We start from the raw sequence: 23,682 nt of genomic DNA, 5'->3' as shown, positions 1-23,682 counted from the left end.
TATTTAATTTCTAAAAAGAGGTCCATCACAAAAAAGACGCTATTTCCCCTTTACGAAATCGCATAAAATGGTAAATGTGGTGTCGGCTCGTTTGTTTGTTACCGCAAAGTAGTTAAAAGATCCATAAGAATGAACAATCGAGAAATTATTTGGCGATCCATTCCCCTATTAACTTTCTGTAGGTTTCCCCGATGGATAGATACTCCCCATTGCTCATTAAAATTTGATATCCTTCAATCACTTTGATCTTATTTAACGGAATGATGTAAGATCTATGAATGCGGACAAACTGATTTTTAGGAAGCTTTTCCAGAATATCCTTCATGTTTTCCAGCACAATGATCTTTTCAGTGCTGGTATGAATGCGAATATAATCTTTCAATCCTTCAATATACAAAATCGAATCTGTGGCGATTTTATAATGCTTTCGATCCGCTTTTACGAACAGGAAATCATCTGCTTCGGCAGTTTGAAAGCTCTCTCTCCAGTTATTGTACTTTTCTACGCTCTGGTAAAAACGATTAAAAACAATTGGCTTTAATAGAAAGTCGACCACATGAAACTGATACACATCCAGGGCATACTCTGCATAAGCAGAAGTGATGATAAAATTATGCTTTTTGTTAAACATCTGCATCAGCTCTATTCCAGTCAGGTCGGGCATTTGAATATCTAAAAAAATCAACTCCACCGATTCACTGTTCAGAACCTCTATAGCTTTGAATACATCAGACCCGGCATATAATACGTTTAATTGTGCGATTTTTGAAGCATAATCTGCAATGAGCTTCACAGCGAAAGGTTCATCATCCAGTATAATACAGTTTATTCGTTTTTTGTGCATCTGATCATTAATATTTATGGTGTTGTCGTATTGTATCCATGAGTACTCTTTCCAGGAGTTCTCTATCCAGGCTCAGCGTTTCAGATCGATTTTAAGCTGAGCGGAGAACCGATTATTTTCGTTGATCAGGACCAGCTGATGAGCACTTGGATAGTAGATTTCTAAACGTTTTTTAAGATTGTCTAGTCCAATTCCACCCAGCTTATCTTTCTTTTGTGTACCGATTTCATTGCTTACAAAAAAAGACAATTGTTTTGAATCAGCAGTCAATTCTATCACAATTGGATGTTGATTAGCAGCAAGTCCATGCTTTAGCGCATTCTCTACCAATGGCGATAAGGTATAAGGTGGAATCTCGATGTGATCATCCCCTATTTTAATGTTTACCTGAACAAAGCCACTTTCCTCGTGCCTGAACTCTTCCAGTTCAATATAAGCCTGAATATAATTGATTTCCTCCGTAAGACTGATCTTTTCCCTTTGGGAATAATAAGTCGTAAAGCGCATCACCTCACTCAGCTTAGCAATAGCCGGGAGCGATTTTTCGGATTGGAAATAGACCATCGAATAAATATTATTCAGGGTATTGAAAACAAAATGAGGGTTGATCTGGGCTTTAAGAAACTTGATTTCCGTGTTTTTATTTTCTTCCAGTACCTGGAAAAAGTAAATCACAAACCAAAGAAAAGAACTGAACACAATTGGCTTGCTGCTGTAGTGCAGGTTATCCACCATGTAGCTGAGTAAAGAAGGATGAATATAATTGATCTGATCAAATAAAATTCCAGTCAGGATTTGCTCTGTAAAATACCTCAGGAAGGTGAAAACCAGGTAAGAAATGAACATTCCCAACAATAGTCTTTTCCACTGAAATGCCTTAAACACCCATTTCATGACTACCAGGTAATGAATATAAAAGGTAGCGACAAAAACAAACAGATAGGTTTTGTAAAATAAATCCGGAGTAATGAACCTGAACTGAAAAGGATTAATTACAAAAGAAAAATATGCCGTAAATACCCAGAATATAAGGTGAATCAGTAGCTCTGTGCGCTTGGTTAATCTGGTGTTATACATCTAACGTCGTTTTATACAAAAGTATCCATTCACCTAAAGGTAAAAAAATGGGTTTGTAGATAAAGCCCAGGGGTTTGTCGAAAAAAGTAGCTTATTGAGCATGCCAGACCGAGTTTCGTACAAAATTTAATAGCAAAAGCATGAAACACATTGTTCCTTTATTAGTTTTCGTTTTATTTCAGATCCATGTTTACGGTCAGCAATTCTCAGTAAAAGGCAGAATAGTAAATTCTCATAAGGCCCCAGTAGAATTGGTGTATGCAAATTTAATGAAGAACGACAGCACCTTGATCAGACAGGCTTTTACAGATAGCACCGGCTCCTTCTCTATCATGGCTGAGAAAGGAAATTACCGTTTGGTTTTGGAACAACTTGGTACAAAGTTTAGCAGTCGGGAAATTACATTGGACAAAAATATGGAACTTGGAGACATAGAAATCAATGAAGCTACGGAACTTCAAGGGGTAACCATTAGCGGCAGGAAAAGAGTTTTAGAACAGAAGGTTGACAGGTTAGTGTTTAATGTAGAAAATTCAGTGATGGCTTCTAGCGGAACAGCACTGGATGCCATCAAGGCTACACCAACAGTAAGAGTACAAAATGATCAAATTTCGATAGTTGGAAAAGGCGAAGTATTGGTCTTGATTGATGACCGTTTACAAAGAATCCCACAAGAAGATCTTGCACATTTTCTAAAGACCATTCCCTCCAGTAATATCAAAAGTATAGAAGTGATCAGCACGCCACCTGCAAAATATGATGCAGAAGGCAACAGTGGCCTCATCAACATCAAGCTAAAATCAGCTAAAGAAAACTCCTGGAATGCCAATATTGGCAGCACTTATACTCAACAAACTTATGCTGGAGGGAATCTTCAAGGCCTGTTCAATTACAATCACAATCGGCTGTCAATCCAGGCTTCGGCGAACAAGGGTTCACAAAAAAACCTGACCACATCAACCAGTCAGATTTTTTATCCAGATGAACTGTGGAAACAAGAGATCAGCAACAAATCCAAAAACCGTACTTCTGGTTTAAATTTCGGACTTGATTATAAACTAACTGGTCAATGGACAACTGGAATCAAATATCTAAACAGTTCCACAACTAAAGAATCGACCAACCATCCATTTACCAGCAGGTTCGACAATAGCACAAAAAATGTCAATTCCTATGTGGTTTCAGATGTTCAAGCCAACAACAAACCGGAAATGAATTCATTGAACTGGTACCATTCCATTCAACTGGATACCACAGGAAAAAACATCATGGTAGATTTCGATTACTTCAATTACAGAAAAAGAGATGACCGCTTTTTTGAGGGAAATGAACTGGATCAGCAACAACAGATCATTCCAAACAAATTCTTTTCATCCAGTAATCACAACCTCAATCAGATTAAAAATTATTCTGGCAAAATAGACTTTAGCCTACCTTATAAATGGGCGAACATCAGCTTCGGAGGAAAACTTTCTTATACCAATACAAATAATGACCTGGTGGTTTACAATCGCCAGACAGGGATTCCCGTGTTGGATCAGAATCAATCCAACATCTTCAATTACAAAGAATACAATGAGGCTTTATACTTTTCTGGCAATAGAAAACTAAATGCGCAATGGGAGACTCAAATTGGACTTAGAATGGAAGCTACCCAAACAGAAGGTTTTTCAGCGAACCTGAACCAAACCAATAAAAACAATTACATCAAATTGTTCCCTACTGCCTACCTCAGCTATGTTCCAAATGACAACAACTCTTTCTCTCTGAATTACAGCCGAAGAATCAGAAGACCTGATTTTGACTACCTAAACCCTTTTGTGGTGAAAACAAGTCCGTATTATTACTCAGAGGGCAATCCCTACCTAAAACCCTCTTATATCAATAATCTGGAGTTTACCTATATCAGGAAGCAGAACTGGCTGAGCAGCGTTTACTTTTCACAGGTAACTAATTTTGGTCAGGAATTGTCCATCATTGATCCTTCCACAAACATCACCAAACTAACCCCTTTAAATTATGCCAACACCTATCAGATTGGTTTTTCTACTTATTACAATTTCAAAAAATACTCCTGGTGGAACAATGTTTCCGGATTTAACATCAACTATCAAAACGTAAAATCTAAAATCGACTTTATACAATCCATAGATGGAGCGAATGGTTATTTCTATACCAACAATGACTTTACCTTAAATCAATCAAAATCAGTATTTATTGGGTTAAACTACGGTTTGCAACTACCTGGTCAGTACCAGATTTTCCACATCTCCTCATTGCATATGCTGGATGCTTCGATGAAATTTTTATTCCTCAAAAAGAATTTAACCCTTACCATTACAGGGGAAGACCTATTAAATGCTCAGAAACCTTTGATCAGTTACAAATCCAATGGGATAGCGAATAATGTTAAAAGCTACGGAGATACGAGAGGATTTAGAATTGGTGTGAGCTATAAATTTGGTAACGCTAATTTAAAAACCAAAAACAGAAATGCTGGAAATGAGGACGAAAGAAACAGGATCAATCCCTAAAATATTCCCTACATTTATCCTTAAAGGAAGTGGTAAAACCTACTTCCCTTATTAACTCTCTGAATTGATATAGATGATCTATTTTAAAGTAACAGCTACTCTTCTTCTATCCCTTTGTTTACAGGTTTCTGCTATAGCACAAATTAATTATTCAAAAAGAATGAAAAAAGTAGCCGATCGGGCTGTGGATATGACCTACATCTATTCACCAATTGGATTTAAGGATTTTGAGGAAATCTATGATAACCCTGAAAAATATTTAGATAGTGCGATCCAGTATTTAAAGCGTCCTAGCTATGAAGAACTTGATTTTAGTGTCGTTTCATTGAGTATGCACAAGTTAAAACCTGAAAAGTATTTAATGTTTGTTAAAAATTGTTTTGAGAGTTATTATGACCGGAAAATTAGCGATCACATGATAGGTTTAGTTTTAGGTGGTTTTTTTGGAAATCCTTTTATTAGAGATAACCATAGTGATGTTAGGGTTCAATCATTACTAAAAACATTAATAGAAAATAGTAAGACTTCTGCGTATATAAAAAGCGAGGCTATTAAATTTAGAAATGGGAAAATTGCCAAATCTTATGAGGGGCCACAATCCTAGAGAACCATTATAAGCTTATTATATTCAACTATAAATCTAAGTAGAATCATTACATTTTAAAGGTTACGGGTTCTTCCTTTCCATTATGACAGCTGACACAAGAAATATTGGTTAATTTTCCTTCTTTGTCCTTTTCATGGAAATACTTTTTGTTGATCTTATTGGTCATGCGCATCATATCCCTTGCAATGTCTTTTTTAGGGTTTTCATCACTAGCAAAGTCCAGTTTTTTTGGGTCGTCTTTGCGGGGAGCGTGACAGAAATTACATTTTACGCCCAATGCCAGTTTAAATCCATCCATAACTTTATCAAGATCCTCATGACTAATGTTTTTAGGAAGTACTTTAAGGTTTGTCGCTTTAGGTTCCTGTTGTTGCATAAAAGCACTTAGGGTCACAACTATACCTAATAACAGAGAAAAAGTAATTGTTTTTTTATAGCGCATAGCAAATAATCTAGTTCATCAACAATATAACCAGATTAGATTAATATGACAAACCTATTGTTTATCGGGAATGGATCTTAATAATCATCATAACACCACTACGAAGCTTAAGGTAATTACCAAAACTATGGTAGATTTACCCGGAAATTTGTCTGCCAATTTCCTGAATTGTCTCTTCATCCTGTAGGATATACTGATGCCCGGAAGTTTCCCCATAGTCATAAACCGGAACTCCCCCTGGCTCCAGATCATCGGCAATGACCGCCTCCCATTTTTCGCCTTCATTACCCATAAAAACCTCACCTACAAGAGCTCCATGGTAAACAACCTTGTAAGTCCCGGCCTCCTGGGGATGTATGTTGAGGTCCATTTTCTCACCCTTGGTGGTAATAATGATATTAAAAGGATCCATAAAGATTAAATGATTACTTCCAATCTAATTCATCATCGTCTCCATCCTCAAATTCATCCTCCCCAAATTCCTCATCATTGCCTGAGTTCCCATCAAAATCGTCTTCATCCTCAGAAAAATCATCATCATCGTCGTCATCATCATCCTCCGGTATTGGACCTTTAATAGGATCAGTATGGATATTTTCATTGATCATCTCTTGTTCCCAATCATGATCATTTAGATTTATAGTTTCCATGGTCGTTTTGATTTAATGAAATAAAATATGCAGCGCTAAGCGAAACTGCCTTTTCCACATAACATCCAAACAAACAGTTTGTTTACTGAAAAATAGAACTTTACAATAAAGAGAGAACCCGCAAAATCTATAGGTCATTCCTTAGATTTTGCGGGTTTTGGTGCTTCAATTTCAGTATTTCTGTCAGATCTTATTTCTTATTCTTTAAATCTTTAAGCTCCTGAAACTTTGCCATGCTTTCTCCTACTATCTCTTTACGCTCAGTAGCAATGGCAATGACTGAAGAACAAGTCTGGCAGGTAAATTTTCCTCCATTGATTAATTCATGTACATTAATCTCAATTGTCCCCATACATCGTGGACAAGGAACGGTTTGGTTGACTGCAATCATAATTTTAGATTTTTGAGCGTTTTACTTGGTATGGTGGTATTACAACCCACATTAATTGATCAAATTTATTAGTTTTTCTTTAAATTCCAATTTCACAAAAGCTCTCATCACCCGTTAATACGCCTCTTATCTCAGCCTAATCTCTTTCTTTTTTCTTTGTAATAAATAACACGAGAAAAACATAACAGAATGAAATACAGGGGAACTACGATTTTTGCGGTTGTATTGAGCATTTCCATTTCAGCGAATGCACAAGAAAAACAACCAGACACTACAAAAAACTTAAGCTTAGACGAGGTTTCGATCTTTTCTAAATACTTCAAGAGATACAAGTCTTCGCAATTGTCGGAGATGCTGCGGACCCCAACACCATTGTTAAACGTTCCTCAGAATATCCAGATCCTAAGTTCTGAGATTCTGAGAGATCAGGCCGTGTACAATCTAAACGAAAGCGTGACCCGTAATGTGAGCGGTACGCTAAGGGAAGAACTTCATAATGGAATATCACCTGACATCTACTCCCGTGGTGGATACATTAGTGCCCAACGAAACGGTGTAGACATGCGACCTTTAGGAAAAGGACCATTAGCAGACGACATTTCTATTATTGAAACTGTAGAGTTTTTAAAAGGCCCAAGTAATTTCATGCATGCCATGAGTGATCCCGCAGGTTCCTATAATATTGTGACTAAAAAACCTACAGGACGTACCAGAAATAGTGTAGATGTACTCATGGGTAGCTTTAACATGCTTCGTGCGGCAGTTGATCTGGATGGTAAACTGGATCAGAAGAATAAACTTCAATACCGCCTGAATGTAATGGGTATGGGATCTAAAGGCTTTCTTAAATATGACCGCAACAGCAAAATCCTCATCGCCCCTTCCTTAAAATATAAATTTAATGAGAACAGCTCTTTAACCGGAGAATACATCTATCAGCACCTCAATTACCTGATGCTGAGTGAGGCACAAACCTCACCTTACGGCTATGGTACACTTCCAAGGGATTTTACCCTAACTGATCCCAGCATCAGACCCTTCATAGGAAAAGACCACAATGCTTTCCTTACCTATCAGAATAAATTTAAGCAAGACTGGCAGTTCACTGCAAAAGTTTCTTATGTAAACAGTGGTTATGACGGCACCTTATTCTGGGTGAATGGGATAAATCCTACAGATAAAGATATATTGGATAGAAACCTGGTATATGATTCCAACAAATACAATGTATTCTCGACTCAGGCTTATCTGAATGGGGTATTTAAAACAGGAAAGATCAAACATCAATTTATTACTGGAATTGACCTCAACAGGAAATCGTCCAGAAGTTGGGACACCTGGGCAACCGCGAGCACAATTTACCCATTAAGTATCTCTAAGCCCATATATTCAGAAACCATCTTGAACAATGGTATTGGCGGAAATTTTAGCTCTGAAAATGACATCTCTTCTGATATCAATAAAATCCATAGGAGGTTGAATTATGTCTCGGTATATGCTATGGACGAAATAGCCTTACTGGACGAGAAGTTAAGAGTGTCTTTGGGTTTACGACTCACCTCATCTGATGGAAAAACCAACGACTATGGGCAGAAAAGTGAATCCAGAGACTGGGCACTTACTCCACGCCTCGGACTGAATTACGCGCTCAATAACAGCTCAGCTGTCTATTTTCTCTACGATAAGACCTTCCTTCCCCAAACCGGTATTTCTATTGAAGGAACATCACTTAAGCCGCTAAAAGGAACAAGTTATGAAGTTGGTGTCAAAAAAGACTGGGCCAATGGCAGCTGGAATACCACTTTATCACTCTACAACATCTATCGCAATAGATTAATCACTCCTGATCCAACTTCTAACTTATTGTATCAAACAGGAGAAAGCCAGTCGAAAGGAATTGAGTTTGACTTGAAAGGCCGTATTGCAAAAGGGACAAATGTGGTGTTCAATTATGCGTATACCGATTCAAAAATTACCAAAGATGATCTACATCCGGCAAACGTTGGCATGGCTACTCCTAATCGCGTAAAACACATCCAAAATACCTGGATCAATTACTTGCTACCGATAGAAAAATTAGAAGGGTTTAATGTATCACTAGGATATCAGTTGTTAATTGGCAGAAGCGAAAGAATGACTACAACCACACCCGACAATCTGAAAGATATATTCAGACTGGACAGTGGAATTGGCTGGAGCAATGAAAAATACAACATCAATCTCCTGGTTAATAATGTCCTGAATTCAAAAATATACTCTACGGCATGGAGAAATAAAACTGGCGACATGTACTATTGGGTACAACAGGCACCTGTTAACGCCAGACTTTCCTTCCGTATTAATCTTTAAATAAATTACAATGAACAAATTAATCGCAATATTATTTATCGGTGCAACAACACTCCTTTTAGCTTGTAGCAATGGTTCAAAAGAGGCTGCACAGCAAAAGAAAGCCATTACCGTAATGGATGCCCTGGGCAACAGCATAGAACTGGACAAACCTGTAGAAAGGATTGTATGCTTATATGAGCCTGCCCTGGATGCACTTTACATGTTAAATGCAGAAGATAAAATCGTTGGTATATTTAATGACGTTTATAATAGCAATGAACTGTTTCCTTTTTATTCCAATTTAGACGACAGGATAAAGCAAAAGCAACTGGCAGTACCCGGAAGTAACGGCGAAGGTAATATTGAAAGCATCATGATGCTTAATCCAGACCTGGTGATCCTACAGTCTGCACAGGGAGAGCTTGCAGAAGCTTTACGATCTGTTGGCGTAAAGGTATACACCACGAAAGTAGAACAATATCAGGAAGTTTTTCAGACAATGAATGACCTGGGGATCCTTACAGGTACACAGGAAAGAGCGAAAGATCTGGTTGCTTACGTGAAATCCGAATATGCAGCCATGAAAACGGTAGCAGATTCCATAACTGCTAAGAAAAAAGCTTATTTCTCCTGGGCACATGGCCGTATATTTGCCACTGCAGGTAGAAATAGTATGATGAATTTTTGTCTGGAGGCAGCTGGGGTAGTAAATGCCTGTACCTTTGAAGTGGATCAACCCAATATTAGTCCTGAAACTTTAGTAGGCTGGAATCCGGATATGATCATTATGTGGAATGACAGTCCGAATGAATTCTACAAGAGAAAAGAACTGGGCGGCGTATCTGCTATAGAAAACAAACAAATTTATAATCTCTTGCCTATGTTTTTCTACAATCCACATACTTTAAAAGCACTTAGTGCTGCTGTCAGCATCCACCATTGGGCTTACCCGAATAAGGATGTAGATGTAAAGAAGAAAGTAGAACAGACCATTTTAAAGCTATATGGAGAAAAAGGCAAGACATTAGCTCCGCTAATTTAGCCATCACTACACCATCACATAGGAATTCCTTTTCTTGATGATTGCTGGTACTCCGGCAATCATCACGTGATGCGGGGTATCACGGGTAACCACTGCTCCTGCTGCTACGGTAACGTAACTACCAACCTCTACTCCGGGCAATATCACTGCACCTGATCCTATATGGGTAAAACTGCCTATTTTACAATTCCCCAGCACAATTGCTCCTGGAGAGATCTCCACAAACTTCCCAATCATAACATCATGGTTGATGAGGCAATTATAGTAGATCATCGTTCCCATCCCTATTTGAACACTATTGGAAATTTTAACCCCCGACAAAATATTGCAACCATTGGCGATACTTACATCATAGTGACCAACATCAATCCTCGGACTGATGGTAGAATGTAAAACACCTCCTATGGCACTAAAATTATAATACATTTTACACCTCAAACCTGGATTACCAATACCAATGGAAAATCTATTGTCGATATTTGAAAAGTAATGCTCAGCCTCTTCCATGGTTTTGATGATGGGAAACTCTCCAAAAAGCTCATCCTCATCCGAGTTGATGTCATCATAAAACACCAGGTTATTCAGTTCATTGTTCTGTAGAAGAATTTCTAAGATATCCTTAGCAAATCCTTTAGCTCCTATTACTAGCATAATTCATGAAAAAAGTAACATTAATAATTAGAGCGCTGAAATTAGCTGGGAGGTTAATTTTATGGCGTACACAATACGTCAAATTGGGATGAGTTAGAAAGAACCATTTTAGACCTGGTTCTTACTTCCAGTGTATCTCAATTGATTAGGCAATATCTATGCCGTTTTTTTATGATTAATTTCGACAAAAAGGACAAACCATTGTGGTTGCCAATTGTTTTACCACACTGTCTAAGTTCGTTCCAGAATTGCTCAATTAAATCCAAAACAAAATGAAAACGGTTAAAATGATCTCAACAGCCCTATTGTTAAGTTTATTTTTAATGTTTAGTACCGCTGTGCGTGCACAGGACCCCATGAAAGTGGCAACAAATGCTTATAAGCGGGTGGTCCTGGAAAATGACAAGGTGCGGGTGATGGAGGTGGAAATAGCTCCAAATGATTCTGTACCATGGCACAGTCACCCAGACCATTTTATTTATGCGCTATCAGATGGAAAACTGGAAATTACGGCTAAAGGAGCAGCACCTGTTATTTCAGAATTTAAAGCAGGAGATGCAATGTTTGTCGAGGCCACCACTCATATGGCTAAAAACATTGGTGACACCACGGTTAAATTGCTGGTTACAGAACTAAAACACAACAAAAAAATGATGGCTCCGAAAGCTAAAACCAAGATGTAAAGCACTAAGGAAAGTCTTATCTCCATAGCTAAGACTTTCTTTTCAACATTATACAGTAAAGCTCTGGAAAGATTATCCTCCATTGTTGCGGTTATCAATATTCAACTTCTTACCGATCTCTAATGCCTGTTGATAGTGTTTTTGTATAACAGGAAGCGTCCAATTGTTTTTCATGATTCGTTTTTATTGTTAAAGTGAATGGCTAAGCTTCAACCAGACCTCCAGATTAATCCCTTAAATGCAGCTTATAATTATTAATCGTCCATATCACTCCAGCGGAAAAGAAGCAGGACCTTCAATTGTTCCTCGATATCCAGAAAAAAGCCAAATCTGGCTTGTATCGTTACCACATTAAAAAACAAGTCGACAGCCTTTACAAATGGGCTTTCAGACAAGCTCAAAAAGTCTATTCTTAAGGTGACTGTACTATAGCTTACACTAAAGTTTAAACAGCACTCCTTCGATTGGGATTTAGATAATTAAAATTATCAGCATCAAATTTAGTTTCAAGCGCCTCTAAACCAAACTCTTTTTTATACTCTACTTCTGTCTTTGTTATCGGTATAAGCCAATAAAAATGTATATCCTTATTATTAGCTAAATGCATAATTTCCAATTTTGGTCCATTTAGATATGGTAAGGAAAGCAAACCAAATGAGGATTTAGAATAGTCCTGCCAGGGACGACCAAAATTTACCGTATGTCCTAAATCCAGATTAGCTTCTACATTATGATAATAACAAACTTCGCTAAGAAGTTCAATAATTGAATCATCTTGTACAGATGAAAATATATGCACCTCAATGGGTGCCTGATGAGTATTCGTCGACATGCAACAAGTAGCATAGGTCCACATTTTTCTTGATGGATAAGGTTTATACTCTAACACACAAAAGTGCGGAGCCACTCGCATGATTGGACCCTTTAGCCATTTTTTTTCCTGAAAATCTCCCCCCCAAATACTTGAATAATGATTTATAATTTTACCCTTATAATCTTCAATATTATAACTCATGTTTTTTCTTTTGATCCATTGAATATTTCTTTGCTTTACCACCTTGACTGTTAGTCAGATCTATCTTGATTTCTCATTCTCGTTCTATCATTAGCACTAGCTTTTCGCTCTTCTGGTATCATTTGATGCCCGGATTTCTCTCCAGTACTTGGATCACCCTCATAATACCTTTTAACCAATTCATGCTCTCTCCAATGTTTTTCCACTAAATTCACCCCCATCCTTTGCTATCTTTTCAGGAGCTAACCGTACCAACTCTGCCACCGGTCCAATTCTTGGAGTCACAGAAGAGTTACCAAATGTTAACGGAGCTTTACGAACGCCTCTTGCAGGCCGAAAGGGAAAAGAACGAGCTCCTTAAAGGCAGTAACTAACTTTTTTTGCTTTCATAAGTAAAGCAAAAACCTCAATTAAATCAGCATTATCCATTAATGCCTTCTTTAAGGCTAATTGATACATTCTATCTCCCTTCATATCATTAAATATTATTTTGGAGGCCAACTTCCAATCCAACCTTTCGGATGTAATGGAACTTTATGATGGATATCAGTTAACTCGTAGAAATCCTAATGGTAAACAACAATGTCCTTGATGGAGGCAGGCAATATTATCTTTTCCTGAATGTAGTTGCTATGAATTACATTTGCGTCAATTCTATAGTTCCATGAAATCCAAGCATCAAATGAACCTCCAATGATTCCGAGCGCAGGATCGTACGCAAACCGATCAATACCTCTTTGAGAATTTGATGAATCAGCATAAGGCCAAGAGTTAAACTGCCAGAAATTATATAGTTGATGCCCAAACAAAGTTGAAGAACCAGACATAAATAAAAGCGGTTTCTGCAAAGGTGTCAATAAGCTGGTATTACCGCTGATTTTTTTGGATACAAATGCATTTGGAGAATTCTCTTTATAAGCTAGTTTATACTTGTCCTCAAACTCCTTAACAGTTATCAGTGGTGATTTTATATTGATAAATGCATTTCCCATTGAATTAGGGAAGACCAGGTCTTGTTCGATGATTTTAAAATATTCCAGCAAGGAATTTTCAGCTATGAAATATTGATCATCTCTTTTGATGATTAGCTTGATGTCCTGTGTTTTAATCTGATCCGTATCGTATCCTCCAGAATTGTTATATGCTGAAAACCGGCGCTCTAAGAGCGCTTTTAACGAATCGAAGTCGATAAGATTGGGCGTAATTTCATGAAGTCTGATTGGTTTCCAACTTGGTTTTGATCTGCTGGACAGAACGGAGAACAGGATAAGGGATTGTTGCTTATACTTGAGGTTGTACAATTCGATTTCCAGGTTGATTCCATAAATTTTATCGCCATTAAGCTTGACATGAACTGTTTTATAATCCTTACTGTTTACCTCCAGCACAAAATACTTTGTTTTTTCCGGACTCATTTTATAACCAGTGCAGCCCATTGACTCTGCTGAAGATCCATGGCGAACACAAAATAAAATTAATATTGCAATTGTTATTGTCTTTACCATATTTAAGGACAGTTTGTTCCCTTGTAATTTCCTATCTAACATCTCGCTCATTTCAATTTAATCTGGCGACGCTTTGCCCTAGTCTTTAGAAGATTTCTTCTTTAGGTAAAAAGCAACTATGAATATAGACATTAAAAAGTAAAACATAAGATCTATCATCAAATAAATTAAAGAATTTCACCTCTTGGCAATCGATACACTTACCTTGAGTATCTTGCATAAACACTAATGGAAAACCTACGCGAGCCCATCACTCGTGCCACCAAAGTCGCTTAAAAATATGGTTAGAATAGCTATCATGCTTACCAATAGAATTAATATCCACGTTAGTGATCTCTTTTGGGATCATAGAAATTTTTAAAGCCAATCTCATCTACCCCCCAATCTTTACCTAACTTATAACATTTCATATGTCCAAATCGTATTTTGGAATGAAAATATTTTCTTATACCTCTGTTATTCTTCTATAGAAGTTTTTACGCCTGTATATTGTTCTAGTTTTGAACGAATTTGTTCATCAAATCTGTTTTGTATCCTTACTTGTTCTTCTTCACTATATTGTTCATTATTTTTCCATCCCATTTTTTCAGTATAAACAGACCTAATAGCAATCCTGGCCCAGCCTGGGTTCTCAACTCCAAACCCTGGTTTTATATAACTGACATAAAACATTTCCTCTGGAGCACTTTTAAAATAGAAAAACCTGGATTTCAAAAAATCATAACCACCCCGTTTCCAAGACTCAGAGTCATACTTCCACTTCTCCGGGACCGTATATTCTGGATTATCAATAAAAAAAACACTCATTGCAGAATCTAATTTAGACTCTGTAACAGGAAGCTCCATTACTTCCCACCCCCCTAAAGTACCCGCACCTATACTTCCTTTACAAGAATAAAAAAGTAGACCAACAATTATTATATTTCTAAGATTCATATTAAGTAATTTAACGTGGATTTACCATAGTAGGCATAAAGGCTTCAATTGTTTTAGGTAATGCAATAGCCCCCAAACCAATACCTAACAGATATTCCCTAACTCTATTAATTGGATTCTAAAAAGGGTCCGCCCCAACAGCATACTAGATTTTTCTTGATTATTTTTTCCTATTAACCATTCCAAGATAAATGAGGTATAATCCTAATAAAATAAATATGCCGCTTGCTATGAATTCCAAGGTAACACCTTCGTCTAACAAGAGGATTTTATCTTCCCCCTCTAAGTATCGAATTTGAACAATATCCCCCACCTTATGCGCCTCACAAAATATCGAAGGTATCTGCTTTGAAAAGACTTTATCCTGATATTTCACCTTCATAAACCATTTCGCCCTTGTTCCTAAACAAGATTTTGGTTTTTCAACAATTTCCATATTTACAATACGTCCCTTGTTAATCACCCTTAGACTAGAGATATCATCTTCAATAAAAAAGATTGAAAGTCCTATTATTATAATTCCTAAAAGGATATATGAGAGTTTCATTTAATTTTAATTAGGCAATTTAACCATGATTCTTTTTGTATTATCTTGAACACTATTTACTTTCGAAAGATCAGCAGGGACAATATGACCTTATTGCGCTGGTTACGCTCATATCATTCCTCTTGGTGTTAGAAAAATGCCAATAATTGATATAGCCAACATAATTAAAGCCAATCCGCTAATCAAGTAATACCACAGACTTACCCCTTTATACCCAAGCCATATACTGTGTAGAAACAATACACCCAAACTAATCAGCATAGTTATATTCCAACTAGTCAACAAAGTTTGAATTAATTTAATATCATCTGTAATACCATATAAAATTCTATTTCTATATGTTATTGTCAAAACAAATAACAGGACAGCAAATCCAAAATTTAATTTATAACACATACTAATATCCCATTAATTTCATTCCGTACTTATATCGATCGTGAGTATTTAAAATTAATCCTTCAAAAGCTGAATTAGTTGTAAACTTTGACAAGATGCTTTTTGTTTAACTGCATTTTCAATATTATTTAAGGATTTATTTGATAAGCCTCAATAAGAGTTATTTATTAAAATTTGCTCTTTATATAATTGTTTACTATCCCAAGCTTCAGCTTGTTTGCCTTTCAAAGCCTGTCCATTATAAAGTTTTTGCAAACTGCTCCAAGCATCATCCAAAATTAATTTATTACCGGACTTAACAAATGCTTTTATTTCTGAATTTGAATACCCCATAAGTTCTGAGCTTTTCCATAACAGCATCTTTAACTTGTCAACCGTTTCTGCCGCTGCGCCAGCCCACTTTGTTTCACTACCTTTAGCCTCAGTCTGCGATTGGAACCATCTATAAAAATCGGCCCTTTGATCAAGATTTTCATATTCCTTATAACCATTTGGTTTTTGTATATTTACTCTGTTTGCTTCGTTCCAAACCTCCGTATTGTCCTCTCTATCTGATGTCAGCCAATGTCCATCACTTCCATCAAGCTTACCGATTGGATTGTCTTTATAATACTCTGTGGCAGACCTATATTCTCTATAAAGACCATTTGCAATTCTTCCATCAGGATCAATAAGATTTATCGAATTGTTCCAAACGTAGGCAAAAGGGGATTTATTTATCTGACTTGGGAGCTCCGCCAACGGATCAATTACGTTCCACCTTCCAATCACCGGTCATAGAACCTTGCACCGTAATCATACATTCTCATGCGCCATTTAACTATTCCCCGTTATTTTGGAGTTCATTCTTTTGAAGGATTAAGCATCCTCAGAATTACCTAATACATCGTAACGTTTATCCAAATTATGAATCATAACTTCAATATATCTGATTTTATTTCTCTCACTGAAACTCGTTTCATTCCTAGCAAAAAAGGATAGAACCTGTTTTAGAAGACCCTCCAAAGAATAATTCTTGATTATCTGTATACCATCTTTTTTCGTGTATATAAAGTAATAAAGAAGAAAATCTGGTCCCCTTAACCGAAAGGAATAAATGCCCTCAACAAATTGATAATTATTATATTTATCTTGTCCTAATAGATGATAAATATATAAACCTGCATTTTCTGTACTCTGCCCAGTACTAGCAATAAAATTATACAACTTTGTTGTTACACAATCGCTTACATGCACCATTTCAAATGGATTTTTTTTCGATTGCTTAGATTGTTTTTTATGTTGAGCGATTGATATCTTACAACAAAAACACAAAATGGCTATAACAATAAACACTTTCATATTTTCCATAAATTATTCTTCTAAAGTTTATTAAGTACTTTCTTCTCAGCATTATTTGGCTTAACTTCTTTATCTGGTCGCCCATCTTTGTCATGAGGATTAGCAACTGCATAATGTAAATCTTTGTTAATTTCATCCTTATCTGAGGCATGAACATTTTCATGAGTTGCAACTGCACCAATAGCCTGTGTTTGAGTCAACCCCTCCAATTTAGAACCAGATCCAGCTTTAACACCTTTTTCAATGCTTCCATTAAATATTGTTATGGTCGCTTCTTTAATTCCATATGTTCCATCGTCATTAACCTTTGCACCGTAGCTATCAGCAGCATTCTTGTTACCCTGAATAGTTTCACCAAAAGTGGTTTTAACTCTTCCATCCGATTGCGTTTCTTGTTTAATACCTGATGAAATAATTATTTTAGTTTTAATATCATTATTTATTACCTTATCCAATGACCCCTTACTACCAACCGCCAACAATGCATTTCCATAGGTTTTCACAGAGGATGATGCATTAGCACTCCAAGTCGTTTTTCCATTTGCGTATCCGCTCAGCTTCCAGATAAGGTACTCTTAAAACAGTTTAGGAAAGTTGAGCTATTAAGCCCCGAGGACAAACATCTAGTCAAGACCTTTATTGACGCTTTTATCACAAAAAGACATATCCAACAGCTTGCTAAATAACAAAAGCCTTTGAATATTGATCCAGAGGCTTTAAAAATTTACCTGTCATTTACATGGTATTTGTTAATATACCATGTAAAATAGCGACAACAAAAGCTCCAAGAGCACTGACCATTGAATAAATCAAGGCATAGTTGATATCTTGTTTTCCATATTTTTTTATTAGCTTTTCATATCTATCGTTATGTAAGATCAAAAGATAATTCAAAATCACAAAGGGAGACGCAAAACTTATTGTAAAATTTAAAAAATCATCCAACAAATGTCCTGGGAACAAATTAAACGTAGTCAAAGGAAGACTAAAGCCGGCAAAGTATTTTATTATCATAAATACCACCCAGAAATTTAGAGCATTCATCCATGTATTAATAAAAAAAACAGTCCATTTCCAGTTTTTATTCCTTGGATTATGCTTTTTAAAGCTCAAAATTGCATCAACCCATATCAAATAATAAATATTTTTCACATCAACATCTATTAGCTATTTAAAATACTTTGTATCGTCACTTCCAAACCACTTACTAGGCCCATAACTACCTCCAAGAGAAGAGGAAACGTCCCAAAGCAATCGTCCTGTACCATAAATCATTACAAATTCTCCAACATATGGTATTTGTGCCCCTGTGTAGTAACCCGCTACTGATGTCATAACTCCAACAGTACCAACGCCAGCATCGACATATGTGATTGGCTGAGCCCTGCCACTAGCAATTTGATAATAACTTAAGCCTGTTCCAACGACACCTGCACCAAAAGATATTCCTCTTGCTAAATTTGACACGCCATAAGTCGTAATTTGTGCCCGGCTACCGCCTCCCCAACCACTTCCATATACTCGCGGACTAAACTCGGATCCATTATATGCCCCATTTGTTAATCGGAAACTGGCAGTTGAATAACCTCCTATATCTCCAGCTAGGCCAACACTTCCAGAAGCAATGCCTGCCGCATTTAAAGTACCTGAAAGTTTATCTTCAATTGCTGTTTGTCCGCTCACAGAAGTGGCAGCGAATTCTCCGGTACTTGCATTGGTAGCGGTACCATCTGCATTCAAATTTACAACCTCGCTATCAGACCCTTTGATCTTTACCTGTCCAGCAGCCCCAACACGATTAAATCCTTGTTGGATTCCGTTCCCTTCAAACCATTTAACGGTCTTGTGGTCGTCAGACTCATACCAATCCTCACCTTTCATACCTGTAGGATCAATAAATCACAACGGATTATTGAAGACATAAGTATAGGGACTAGTCTTTCTATCAGTTTCGGAAAGCGGATCCACCACATTCCACCTGACTATCACTGGGTCATAGAACCTTGCCCCCATAATCGTACAGACTACCGCATTTTTTTAGCCGTTTCCAAACTTTGCCAGCTGCACTTTTTCAGTGTTATAAAGAACGTTCCTCTACCAAAGATATAGATTTGATTTTCATCCACCAACCTTGTTTTTTGGCCGTTTTTGTTGTTTATTTTTTGCAGGGAGCGGTACTATGAAAGGCTTGCTTGTTCGTTAGATCATCTGTAACAGCAAAGGTAGCCTCGAAAGAAAAGCAGTAAATTGACTTTCGCGACATAAACGCTCCAAGCCTTTGCCCGCAAGGCCATTTATTCCACGTTCCCTTGACAGCTTTCCTTTCTTTGGCTCTGGGTGACTTAACAGATGAACTGCCTGAACCCTTGACGATTGGGGGCTAGTAAAGGCATCATGCAATCCCTCACAGGGATGGAAAGTTCTTTGGTGTGTGGGGAGGATAAGAGCGGATCTTTCTATCCCTGTGAGGTTGGGCAGGTGCAGTGCCCCCGTTTTCGAAGGGGGGCCGGTCTTCCCGGCAGAAGAAGCAGCCGGGCGGAAGGGCAGCAAAGCACAGAGGGAAGCTGAAAGCTGACTGGGTTGCGGGTGATCCGTAAGTTCAGCTGTTACCTTTCGGAAAGCAATCAGGAAAGCTTTGAGGTGAAAGTATATAAGTGTCTATATACCTAAACGATAAAGCCGTTGATCGCAATCAACGGCTTAAAATACATGGCACACGCTATTTTATAGTATAACTGTTCCCATTGCCCAAGTTTTTTAATTTGATTTTTCTGTTAGATTGCTTAACCACTCTAAAATTAGCAACATCAATCCTCAATGGGCTCGAATTAACATCAATAAACAACTTCACAAGAAAGTTTTGATCCTTTTTGTTCAAGAATTTGGCATTAAGTGAATTCTCAACCTGAAAAACGTTTTCTGAAACGTTCAAACTATCACCTAGACTCGTTACTATAAAAACGTTAGTATAATTGCGAATATCCCCTTTTAATTGGGTTACGTGGTAATCTAAAGCCTCCTGTATAGAAGGAAATGACTTCTTTTGACTAAAAACGGAGTTGGTCAGAAAGATTATAAAAAGCAAAAAACAGAATGTGACTTTCTTCATAGTTTTTATTTTCTAGGAGTAACAAAATATTTTTGAGGTATAGTAGCCGTAACGCCAGAACTAAGATTATAAATGTAGACTGTCCCATTCCCACGACCAAAAACATAGTTTGTCCTGCCTGTATTACCACTATTTATATCAAGACCAGTACCTGAAGATGGAGCCTGAGCAAAACCAACAGTACTAGATGACGAAGACGTTGAAATAGTATTTCCGGTGCTACCTCCAGATATAGTTGTCAATGATGCACTTGGATGGCTATGGAAAATGGACCTGGTATTATTGTCTGTCTCAATTTAACTCAAATCGGATTGGAACATCAATCCGAGTGCTAACCGGTATATTATTAATTAAGCCAGGATTCCATTTAGGCATTTTCCTTAAAACCTCTTTAGCGGCCTGATCGCAAAAATTGCAAAGCGTTCTTTTTACTTTCGCATCTGAGAATCCACCATCTTTATCTACAACTACCGACAAAATCACATAACCACTATTTCCGAATTCTTCAGGCCACACCAGATGTTTGTTCACAAAACTTTTCATTGCTTCAACTCCTCCAGGAAAGTCTGGTTCTACATCCACCTCATTTTTGGAATAAACGCTATGATTTTTCATACCATGATGGCTTGCACAAGAATAGAACTGTATACAAAAAAACAACAATAGGAATTTAAAGAGATTCCGCTCCCTACAAATTAATCTTAGCACTTCAGCTCCCCTACATTACTCGTTTCAGAAACAAATTTCCCGTTTTCCGAAGCAAAAAACATCCAGCAATGCAACACATCTCCTTCAAAAGAATCAGGAACATTTAATTCTGCAGATAAAGCTTCCCGCTTAACTAACCCACATGAAACTACAGAAGCCTCTTTTGAAGGGTTATACAGTAAAATATAGGCCAGATCAACCGGACTAGTATACCTGTTTGCCCTTTCATCCATCTTCCAACTTACCTGAACCATCTGGTCCGCCACTAAGCTTACTTTAGGTTGCATTACCGCATCCATTTTCGACCAGGTGCTCAACTTTACCTGTTCAGTATCCAGTTCGTAATCCGGATGAATACCCTTCACTGCATGAGCTAAAATAGATTTAAACGCAATGTTCTCAGGATTTGTCCTTCCAGAAACATGGCCATGACCTATATAAATCAAGCCTAAGGCCTGCCCAACAAACTTCATGGTGTAAGCAAACTTATCCCGGTGCTGAGCCAGCGCAACAGCAGGTACTTTAGTGCTTTTTTGGGGATAATTTCTCACTACATTTACGCCCTTCCATTTGACGGCAACAACGTATCCTACTTTACCCCTAAAAGGTCCAAAAGGTCCTGATTGATATGTTCCCATGTTTATTGAAGATTACCAGGTGATCTGCCCAGTATAGACACTATTTGATATCCTTTTCCTATCGTTTGAAATAAAAGCAAGGTAAGTTTCAGCCACCAGATCATTATGCTCATAATGTATAGGAAGTAAATCTGTTCCATTTATTCTACTTGCACCGGCAGTACAATAAAATGCTTTTTGTAAGGCCGGAAAATAGGCCAGCATCATGACCTGATCAGACCAATGGGCTCCTTGAATTGTAGCATCAGGATTCCAATTATACCTCAATCCTTGCTCCTCTACTGCCAGCCCAAAATCAGCTACTATAGGCAACTGTCCTTCAGCAAGCCGAACATGTTCAAAATCGATCTGTATATCCGGATAGGCTCCTTTGAGCCCGAATCCCCAATTATAACCAAATGCCAAAGCATAGGTTCTTTTGTTTGTTTTCTTTGCTTTGAGTTCAAAACCCACACTGGTAAATTCGCTTACCCTTTTAAGGAAATCATTGACCACCCTTGTCCGCTGTTGAACACCCAACTGCCGAAGGGTTGGTGGATTATTATTTATTCCGATACCCCGGGTAACGAGTACACCGTTTAGAGGATAAGATACCACTCCTCCTACCTTTCCATGGAGAAAACCATTTTTTTCTACTGCCATAACACCAAATTTTAAATTCTATTAAAAAATATCGATTCAGCAATAAAGATTACTCAATAAGGATTAGAATTAACAAATAAAAACATTAGGTATAGCTAAGAAATAATCATTATTACTATAAATCAATTTAATAAAGATATAAACATTACTGAGATACTTCAAAATATGATTAATTATTTTTCAAACTACTTACAGGCCACATACTAAGGGTATAATAAGGGGTTGGTATGTTGTTGGTATATAGTTGCTATATGGTTGGTATATTCAGGACTATACCAACTACATCCCAATAACATATCAAGAATATCGCAAGTACATGCCAACCCCTTATTATATCCTTACGATGCCGCTTATAAATTATGGCTAAACACATTCAAAATCCTGAGTAGAGATTGCATTTAACAGAACAGCCGCCCGATCATTAAAATCAAGCGGCTGTTCCATGCAAAAAAACGACAACAATTATGCAGTCTCATAAGTATTTTTAATGATCTTTCTCCCCTTTTTTCTGGACTTACGCTGCTTCCCCCACCAGATATAAAAACCGGTAACCGGTAAAGAAGCGCAGATCAGGCTGACCATGAAAAAGAGTATTTTAGTAGGCAACTCGCCAATGGCCCCCACATGAACCCCGTAATTGACCCGTCGGAGCAATGCGGCAAAATTTTCGTCCAATAGTTTTTTATTAGAAGCAGGCAGTACTTCCAAAGTATGCTGATCCAGATAAACATCCCTCCAGGTTCCACTAAACATATCCGTGCAAATATAAATGGCTTCAGAAGCTTTTTCAGGAAAACTTACAATGATGTCTTTTGGATTGTGCTCAGCGAGCTCATTTATACCCTTGAGCCATGCTTTATCTACCTGCACCAGCATTTGGCTATGCGGATGACTTAAAGTGTCGGAAACAGCCTCTATTCTTTCCTGATCGGTTCCTCCAGCCATCCAGTACACCCCTTTGTTAAACCATTGAAAACTCATCATCAACCCGGTAAAGGCCAACAACAACGCAATAATGATGGAATAGAAACCCAATACATTGTGTAAATCGTAATTGATGCGCTTAAATTTTGCCTTCCACTTGATTTTAAATGCCTGCTCCCGACTTTTCTTATTCCATCTTTTTGGCCACCATAAAATCAGACCGCTGATCAGTAAAAAGAAAAAGATGAATGTTCCCCATCCTACAATTTGTTCTCCAATTGCTTTGGGCAACCACAGGTAAAAGTGACCTTCTTCCACGATATGAAAGAAATCTTCATGGCCTACCATAGCCACTACTTTGGCTGTATAGGGATCTACGTAGACCGTAGAATCAGAATTAACAGTTACATGCACGGTATGGTTCTCTCCATGATACCACACAGAATGTACTTCTTTATCAGGAAGTGCTTTAACCACAGCTTCCTGAATTTTAGATGGAGGTAACAAAGCTTTTCCATTTGCCTCTGCATGGAACCAGGGCGAAGAAATACTCCTGATTTCCTGTTCGAAAACAAGGATACAACCGGTGATGCCCAGAACCACCACCACGATTCCGGAAGCGATTCCGAACCAAAGGTGAAACCAGGCATTTATTTTTTTAAAAGTCAT

General features: G+C 37.5%; 27 protein-coding genes. 5 read left to right on the top strand and 22 right to left on the bottom strand.

Annotation, left to right across the window (positions count from 1 at the left end; translation table 11 throughout):
- Window positions 1-145: 145 nt before the first annotated feature.
- Both R2Q94_RS05940 and R2Q94_RS05935 read right to left on the bottom strand, forming a co-directional pair.
- Window positions 146-844: a LytTR family DNA-binding domain-containing protein gene (locus tag R2Q94_RS05940; protein ID WP_316820527.1), complete on the bottom strand. Its 699-nt coding sequence runs from the start codon at window positions 842-844 to the stop codon at window positions 146-148.
- 72 nt (window positions 845-916) lie between these two features.
- Window positions 917-1,921, bottom strand: a complete 1,005-nt coding sequence (locus R2Q94_RS05935; protein ID WP_316820526.1) for a sensor histidine kinase — start codon at window positions 1,919-1,921, stop codon at window positions 917-919.
- 140 nt (window positions 1,922-2,061) lie between these two features.
- Between R2Q94_RS05935 and R2Q94_RS05930 the strand changes: the two genes are divergently transcribed.
- Both R2Q94_RS05930 and R2Q94_RS05925 read left to right on the top strand, forming a co-directional pair.
- On the top strand, window positions 2,062-4,455 hold the full coding sequence (locus R2Q94_RS05930; RefSeq protein ID WP_316820525.1) for an outer membrane beta-barrel family protein: 2,394 nt from the start codon (window positions 2,062-2,064) through the stop codon (window positions 4,453-4,455).
- Between the two features lie 160 nt (window positions 4,456-4,615).
- Window positions 4,616-5,059, top strand: a complete 444-nt coding sequence (locus tag R2Q94_RS05925; protein ID WP_316820524.1) for a hypothetical protein — start codon at window positions 4,616-4,618, stop codon at window positions 5,057-5,059.
- A 49-nt stretch (window positions 5,060-5,108) separates the two neighbouring features.
- Here R2Q94_RS05925 and R2Q94_RS05920 read toward each other — a convergent pair whose 3' ends face one another.
- The 4 genes from R2Q94_RS05920 to R2Q94_RS05905 all read right to left on the bottom strand — a co-directional run bounded on the left by R2Q94_RS05920 (window position 5,109) and on the right by R2Q94_RS05905 (window position 6,545).
- On the bottom strand, window positions 5,109-5,504 hold the full coding sequence (locus R2Q94_RS05920; RefSeq protein WP_316820523.1) for a c-type cytochrome: 396 nt from the start codon (window positions 5,502-5,504) through the stop codon (window positions 5,109-5,111).
- A 136-nt stretch (window positions 5,505-5,640) separates the two neighbouring features.
- Window positions 5,641-5,916, bottom strand: a complete 276-nt coding sequence (locus R2Q94_RS05915) for a hypothetical protein (RefSeq protein ID WP_316820522.1) — start codon at window positions 5,914-5,916, stop codon at window positions 5,641-5,643.
- A 13-nt stretch (window positions 5,917-5,929) separates the two neighbouring features.
- Complete coding sequence (locus R2Q94_RS05910; protein WP_316820521.1) at window positions 5,930-6,154, bottom strand: hypothetical protein; 225 nt, start codon at window positions 6,152-6,154, stop codon at window positions 5,930-5,932.
- A 190-nt stretch (window positions 6,155-6,344) separates the two neighbouring features.
- The gene (locus R2Q94_RS05905; protein WP_316820520.1) at window positions 6,345-6,545 is read right to left on the bottom strand and encodes a hypothetical protein; all 201 of its coding nucleotides are present in this window, start codon (window positions 6,543-6,545) and stop codon (window positions 6,345-6,347) included.
- Between the two features lie 189 nt (window positions 6,546-6,734).
- Between R2Q94_RS05905 and R2Q94_RS05900 the strand changes: the two genes are divergently transcribed.
- The gene (locus R2Q94_RS05900) at window positions 6,735-8,894 is read left to right on the top strand and encodes a TonB-dependent siderophore receptor (RefSeq protein ID WP_316820519.1); all 2,160 of its coding nucleotides are present in this window, start codon (window positions 6,735-6,737) and stop codon (window positions 8,892-8,894) included.
- A gap of 10 nt (window positions 8,895-8,904) precedes the next feature.
- Entirely contained in the window at window positions 8,905-9,918 is a 1,014-nt protein-coding gene (locus tag R2Q94_RS05895; protein ID WP_316820518.1) for an ABC transporter substrate-binding protein, read from the top strand.
- A gap of 6 nt (window positions 9,919-9,924) precedes the next feature.
- Here R2Q94_RS05895 and R2Q94_RS05890 read toward each other — a convergent pair whose 3' ends face one another.
- Window positions 9,925-10,569: a NeuD/PglB/VioB family sugar acetyltransferase gene (locus R2Q94_RS05890; RefSeq protein WP_316820517.1), complete on the bottom strand. Its 645-nt coding sequence runs from the start codon at window positions 10,567-10,569 to the stop codon at window positions 9,925-9,927.
- A 272-nt stretch (window positions 10,570-10,841) separates the two neighbouring features.
- Between R2Q94_RS05890 and R2Q94_RS05885 the strand changes: the two genes are divergently transcribed.
- Complete coding sequence (locus R2Q94_RS05885; RefSeq protein ID WP_316820516.1) at window positions 10,842-11,252, top strand: cupin domain-containing protein; 411 nt, start codon at window positions 10,842-10,844, stop codon at window positions 11,250-11,252.
- A gap of 254 nt (window positions 11,253-11,506) precedes the next feature.
- On the opposite strand, the gene R2Q94_RS05880 is transcribed toward R2Q94_RS05885, so the two are convergent.
- The 15 genes from R2Q94_RS05880 to R2Q94_RS05810 form a co-directional block, all read right to left on the bottom strand.
- On the bottom strand, window positions 11,507-11,647 hold the full coding sequence (locus R2Q94_RS05880) for a hypothetical protein (protein WP_316820515.1): 141 nt from the start codon (window positions 11,645-11,647) through the stop codon (window positions 11,507-11,509).
- 50 nt (window positions 11,648-11,697) lie between these two features.
- Window positions 11,698-12,267: a suppressor of fused domain protein gene (locus R2Q94_RS05875; protein ID WP_316820514.1), complete on the bottom strand. Its 570-nt coding sequence runs from the start codon at window positions 12,265-12,267 to the stop codon at window positions 11,698-11,700.
- Between the two features lie 566 nt (window positions 12,268-12,833).
- Window positions 12,834-13,772 carry a hypothetical protein gene (locus R2Q94_RS05870; RefSeq protein WP_316820513.1) on the bottom strand — a complete coding sequence of 313 codons (939 nt, stop codon included), beginning with the start codon at window positions 13,770-13,772 and terminating at the stop codon, window positions 12,834-12,836.
- Between the two features lie 456 nt (window positions 13,773-14,228).
- On the bottom strand, window positions 14,229-14,708 hold the full coding sequence (locus R2Q94_RS05865) for a hypothetical protein (RefSeq protein WP_316820512.1): 480 nt from the start codon (window positions 14,706-14,708) through the stop codon (window positions 14,229-14,231).
- A gap of 160 nt (window positions 14,709-14,868) precedes the next feature.
- The gene (locus R2Q94_RS05860) at window positions 14,869-15,255 is read right to left on the bottom strand and encodes a hypothetical protein (protein WP_316820511.1); all 387 of its coding nucleotides are present in this window, start codon (window positions 15,253-15,255) and stop codon (window positions 14,869-14,871) included.
- Between the two features lie 546 nt (window positions 15,256-15,801).
- Complete coding sequence (locus R2Q94_RS05855; protein WP_316820510.1) at window positions 15,802-16,392, bottom strand: hypothetical protein; 591 nt, start codon at window positions 16,390-16,392, stop codon at window positions 15,802-15,804.
- A 117-nt stretch (window positions 16,393-16,509) separates the two neighbouring features.
- Window positions 16,510-17,001, bottom strand: coding sequence for a hypothetical protein (locus R2Q94_RS05850; RefSeq protein WP_316820509.1), 492 nt, complete (start codon window positions 16,999-17,001; stop codon window positions 16,510-16,512).
- Between the two features lie 11 nt (window positions 17,002-17,012).
- Entirely contained in the window at window positions 17,013-17,495 is a 483-nt protein-coding gene (locus R2Q94_RS05845; RefSeq protein WP_316820508.1) for a hypothetical protein, read from the bottom strand.
- Between the two features lie 232 nt (window positions 17,496-17,727).
- Entirely contained in the window at window positions 17,728-18,144 is a 417-nt protein-coding gene (locus R2Q94_RS05840; RefSeq protein ID WP_316820507.1) for a hypothetical protein, read from the bottom strand.
- A 15-nt stretch (window positions 18,145-18,159) separates the two neighbouring features.
- Complete coding sequence (locus R2Q94_RS05835) at window positions 18,160-18,873, bottom strand: hypothetical protein (protein ID WP_316820506.1); 714 nt, start codon at window positions 18,871-18,873, stop codon at window positions 18,160-18,162.
- Window positions 18,874-18,891: 18 nt separating this feature from the next.
- Window positions 18,892-19,005 (bottom strand): RHS repeat-associated core domain-containing protein, encoded by a 114-nt coding sequence (locus R2Q94_RS05830; protein WP_316820505.1) that lies wholly within the window; start codon window positions 19,003-19,005, stop codon window positions 18,892-18,894.
- Between the two features lie 1,387 nt (window positions 19,006-20,392).
- Entirely contained in the window at window positions 20,393-20,716 is a 324-nt protein-coding gene (locus R2Q94_RS05825) for an energy transducer TonB (RefSeq protein ID WP_316820504.1), read from the bottom strand.
- Window positions 20,717-20,802: 86 nt separating this feature from the next.
- Window positions 20,803-21,447: a DUF6266 family protein gene (locus R2Q94_RS05820; RefSeq protein ID WP_316820503.1), complete on the bottom strand. Its 645-nt coding sequence runs from the start codon at window positions 21,445-21,447 to the stop codon at window positions 20,803-20,805.
- Between the two features lie 12 nt (window positions 21,448-21,459).
- Window positions 21,460-22,089, bottom strand: coding sequence for a DUF6266 family protein (locus R2Q94_RS05815; RefSeq protein WP_316820502.1), 630 nt, complete (start codon window positions 22,087-22,089; stop codon window positions 21,460-21,462).
- Between the two features lie 462 nt (window positions 22,090-22,551).
- Complete coding sequence (locus R2Q94_RS05810) at window positions 22,552-23,682, bottom strand: PepSY-associated TM helix domain-containing protein (RefSeq protein WP_316820501.1); 1,131 nt, start codon at window positions 23,680-23,682, stop codon at window positions 22,552-22,554.

Origin of the sequence: Pedobacter gandavensis (assembly GCF_032678465.1) — a bacterium.
GTDB classification, from domain to species: Bacteria; Bacteroidota; Bacteroidia; order Sphingobacteriales; family Sphingobacteriaceae; genus Pedobacter; species Pedobacter gandavensis_B.
Note: the sequence above shows the minus strand (reverse complement) of the source record. Positions and strands in the feature narration are given on the sequence as shown.

What these genes read in the sequence shown, in the direction of transcription:
- R2Q94_RS05810 (WP_316820501.1), bottom strand. Translation starts at nt 23,682, where the DNA reads ATGACTTTTAAAAAAATAAATGCCTGGTTTCACCTTTGGTTCGGAATC.
- R2Q94_RS05870 (WP_316820513.1), bottom strand. Translation starts at nt 13,772, where the DNA reads ATGGTAAAGACAATAACAATTGCAATATTAATTTTATTTTGTGTTCGC.
- R2Q94_RS05865 (WP_316820512.1), bottom strand. Translation starts at nt 14,708, where the DNA reads ATGAATCTTAGAAATATAATAATTGTTGGTCTACTTTTTTATTCTTGT.
- R2Q94_RS05825 (WP_316820504.1), bottom strand. Translation starts at nt 20,716, where the DNA reads ATGAAAAATCATAGCGTTTATTCCAAAAATGAGGTGGATGTAGAACCA.
- R2Q94_RS05850 (WP_316820509.1), bottom strand. Translation starts at nt 17,001, where the DNA reads ATGGAAAATATGAAAGTGTTTATTGTTATAGCCATTTTGTGTTTTTGT.
- R2Q94_RS05900 (WP_316820519.1), top strand. Translation starts at nt 6,735, where the DNA reads ATGAAATACAGGGGAACTACGATTTTTGCGGTTGTATTGAGCATTTCC.
- R2Q94_RS05890 (WP_316820517.1), bottom strand. Translation starts at nt 10,569, where the DNA reads ATGCTAGTAATAGGAGCTAAAGGATTTGCTAAGGATATCTTAGAAATT.
- R2Q94_RS05815 (WP_316820502.1), bottom strand. Translation starts at nt 22,089, where the DNA reads ATGGCAGTAGAAAAAAATGGTTTTCTCCATGGAAAGGTAGGAGGAGTG.
- R2Q94_RS05920 (WP_316820523.1), bottom strand. Translation starts at nt 5,504, where the DNA reads ATGCGCTATAAAAAAACAATTACTTTTTCTCTGTTATTAGGTATAGTT.
- R2Q94_RS05895 (WP_316820518.1), top strand. Translation starts at nt 8,905, where the DNA reads ATGAACAAATTAATCGCAATATTATTTATCGGTGCAACAACACTCCTT.
- R2Q94_RS05885 (WP_316820516.1), top strand. Translation starts at nt 10,842, where the DNA reads ATGAAAACGGTTAAAATGATCTCAACAGCCCTATTGTTAAGTTTATTT.
- R2Q94_RS05875 (WP_316820514.1), bottom strand. Translation starts at nt 12,267, where the DNA reads ATGAGTTATAATATTGAAGATTATAAGGGTAAAATTATAAATCATTAT.
- R2Q94_RS05910 (WP_316820521.1), bottom strand. Translation starts at nt 6,154, where the DNA reads ATGGAAACTATAAATCTAAATGATCATGATTGGGAACAAGAGATGATC.
- R2Q94_RS05935 (WP_316820526.1), bottom strand. Translation starts at nt 1,921, where the DNA reads ATGTATAACACCAGATTAACCAAGCGCACAGAGCTACTGATTCACCTT.
- R2Q94_RS05835 (WP_316820506.1), bottom strand. Translation starts at nt 18,873, where the DNA reads ATGAAAGGTGAGGATTGGTATGAGTCTGACGACCACAAGACCGTTAAA.
- R2Q94_RS05860 (WP_316820511.1), bottom strand. Translation starts at nt 15,255, where the DNA reads ATGAAACTCTCATATATCCTTTTAGGAATTATAATAATAGGACTTTCA.
- R2Q94_RS05905 (WP_316820520.1), bottom strand. Translation starts at nt 6,545, where the DNA reads ATGATTGCAGTCAACCAAACCGTTCCTTGTCCACGATGTATGGGGACA.
- R2Q94_RS05830 (WP_316820505.1), bottom strand. Translation starts at nt 19,005, where the DNA reads ATGGGGGCAAGGTTCTATGACCCAGTGATAGTCAGGTGGAATGTGGTG.
- R2Q94_RS05820 (WP_316820503.1), bottom strand. Translation starts at nt 21,447, where the DNA reads ATGGGAACATATCAATCAGGACCTTTTGGACCTTTTAGGGGTAAAGTA.
- R2Q94_RS05915 (WP_316820522.1), bottom strand. Translation starts at nt 5,916, where the DNA reads ATGGATCCTTTTAATATCATTATTACCACCAAGGGTGAGAAAATGGAC.
- R2Q94_RS05940 (WP_316820527.1), bottom strand. Translation starts at nt 844, where the DNA reads ATGCACAAAAAACGAATAAACTGTATTATACTGGATGATGAACCTTTC.
- R2Q94_RS05925 (WP_316820524.1), top strand. Translation starts at nt 4,616, where the DNA reads ATGAAAAAAGTAGCCGATCGGGCTGTGGATATGACCTACATCTATTCA.
- R2Q94_RS05930 (WP_316820525.1), top strand. Translation starts at nt 2,062, where the DNA reads ATGAAACACATTGTTCCTTTATTAGTTTTCGTTTTATTTCAGATCCAT.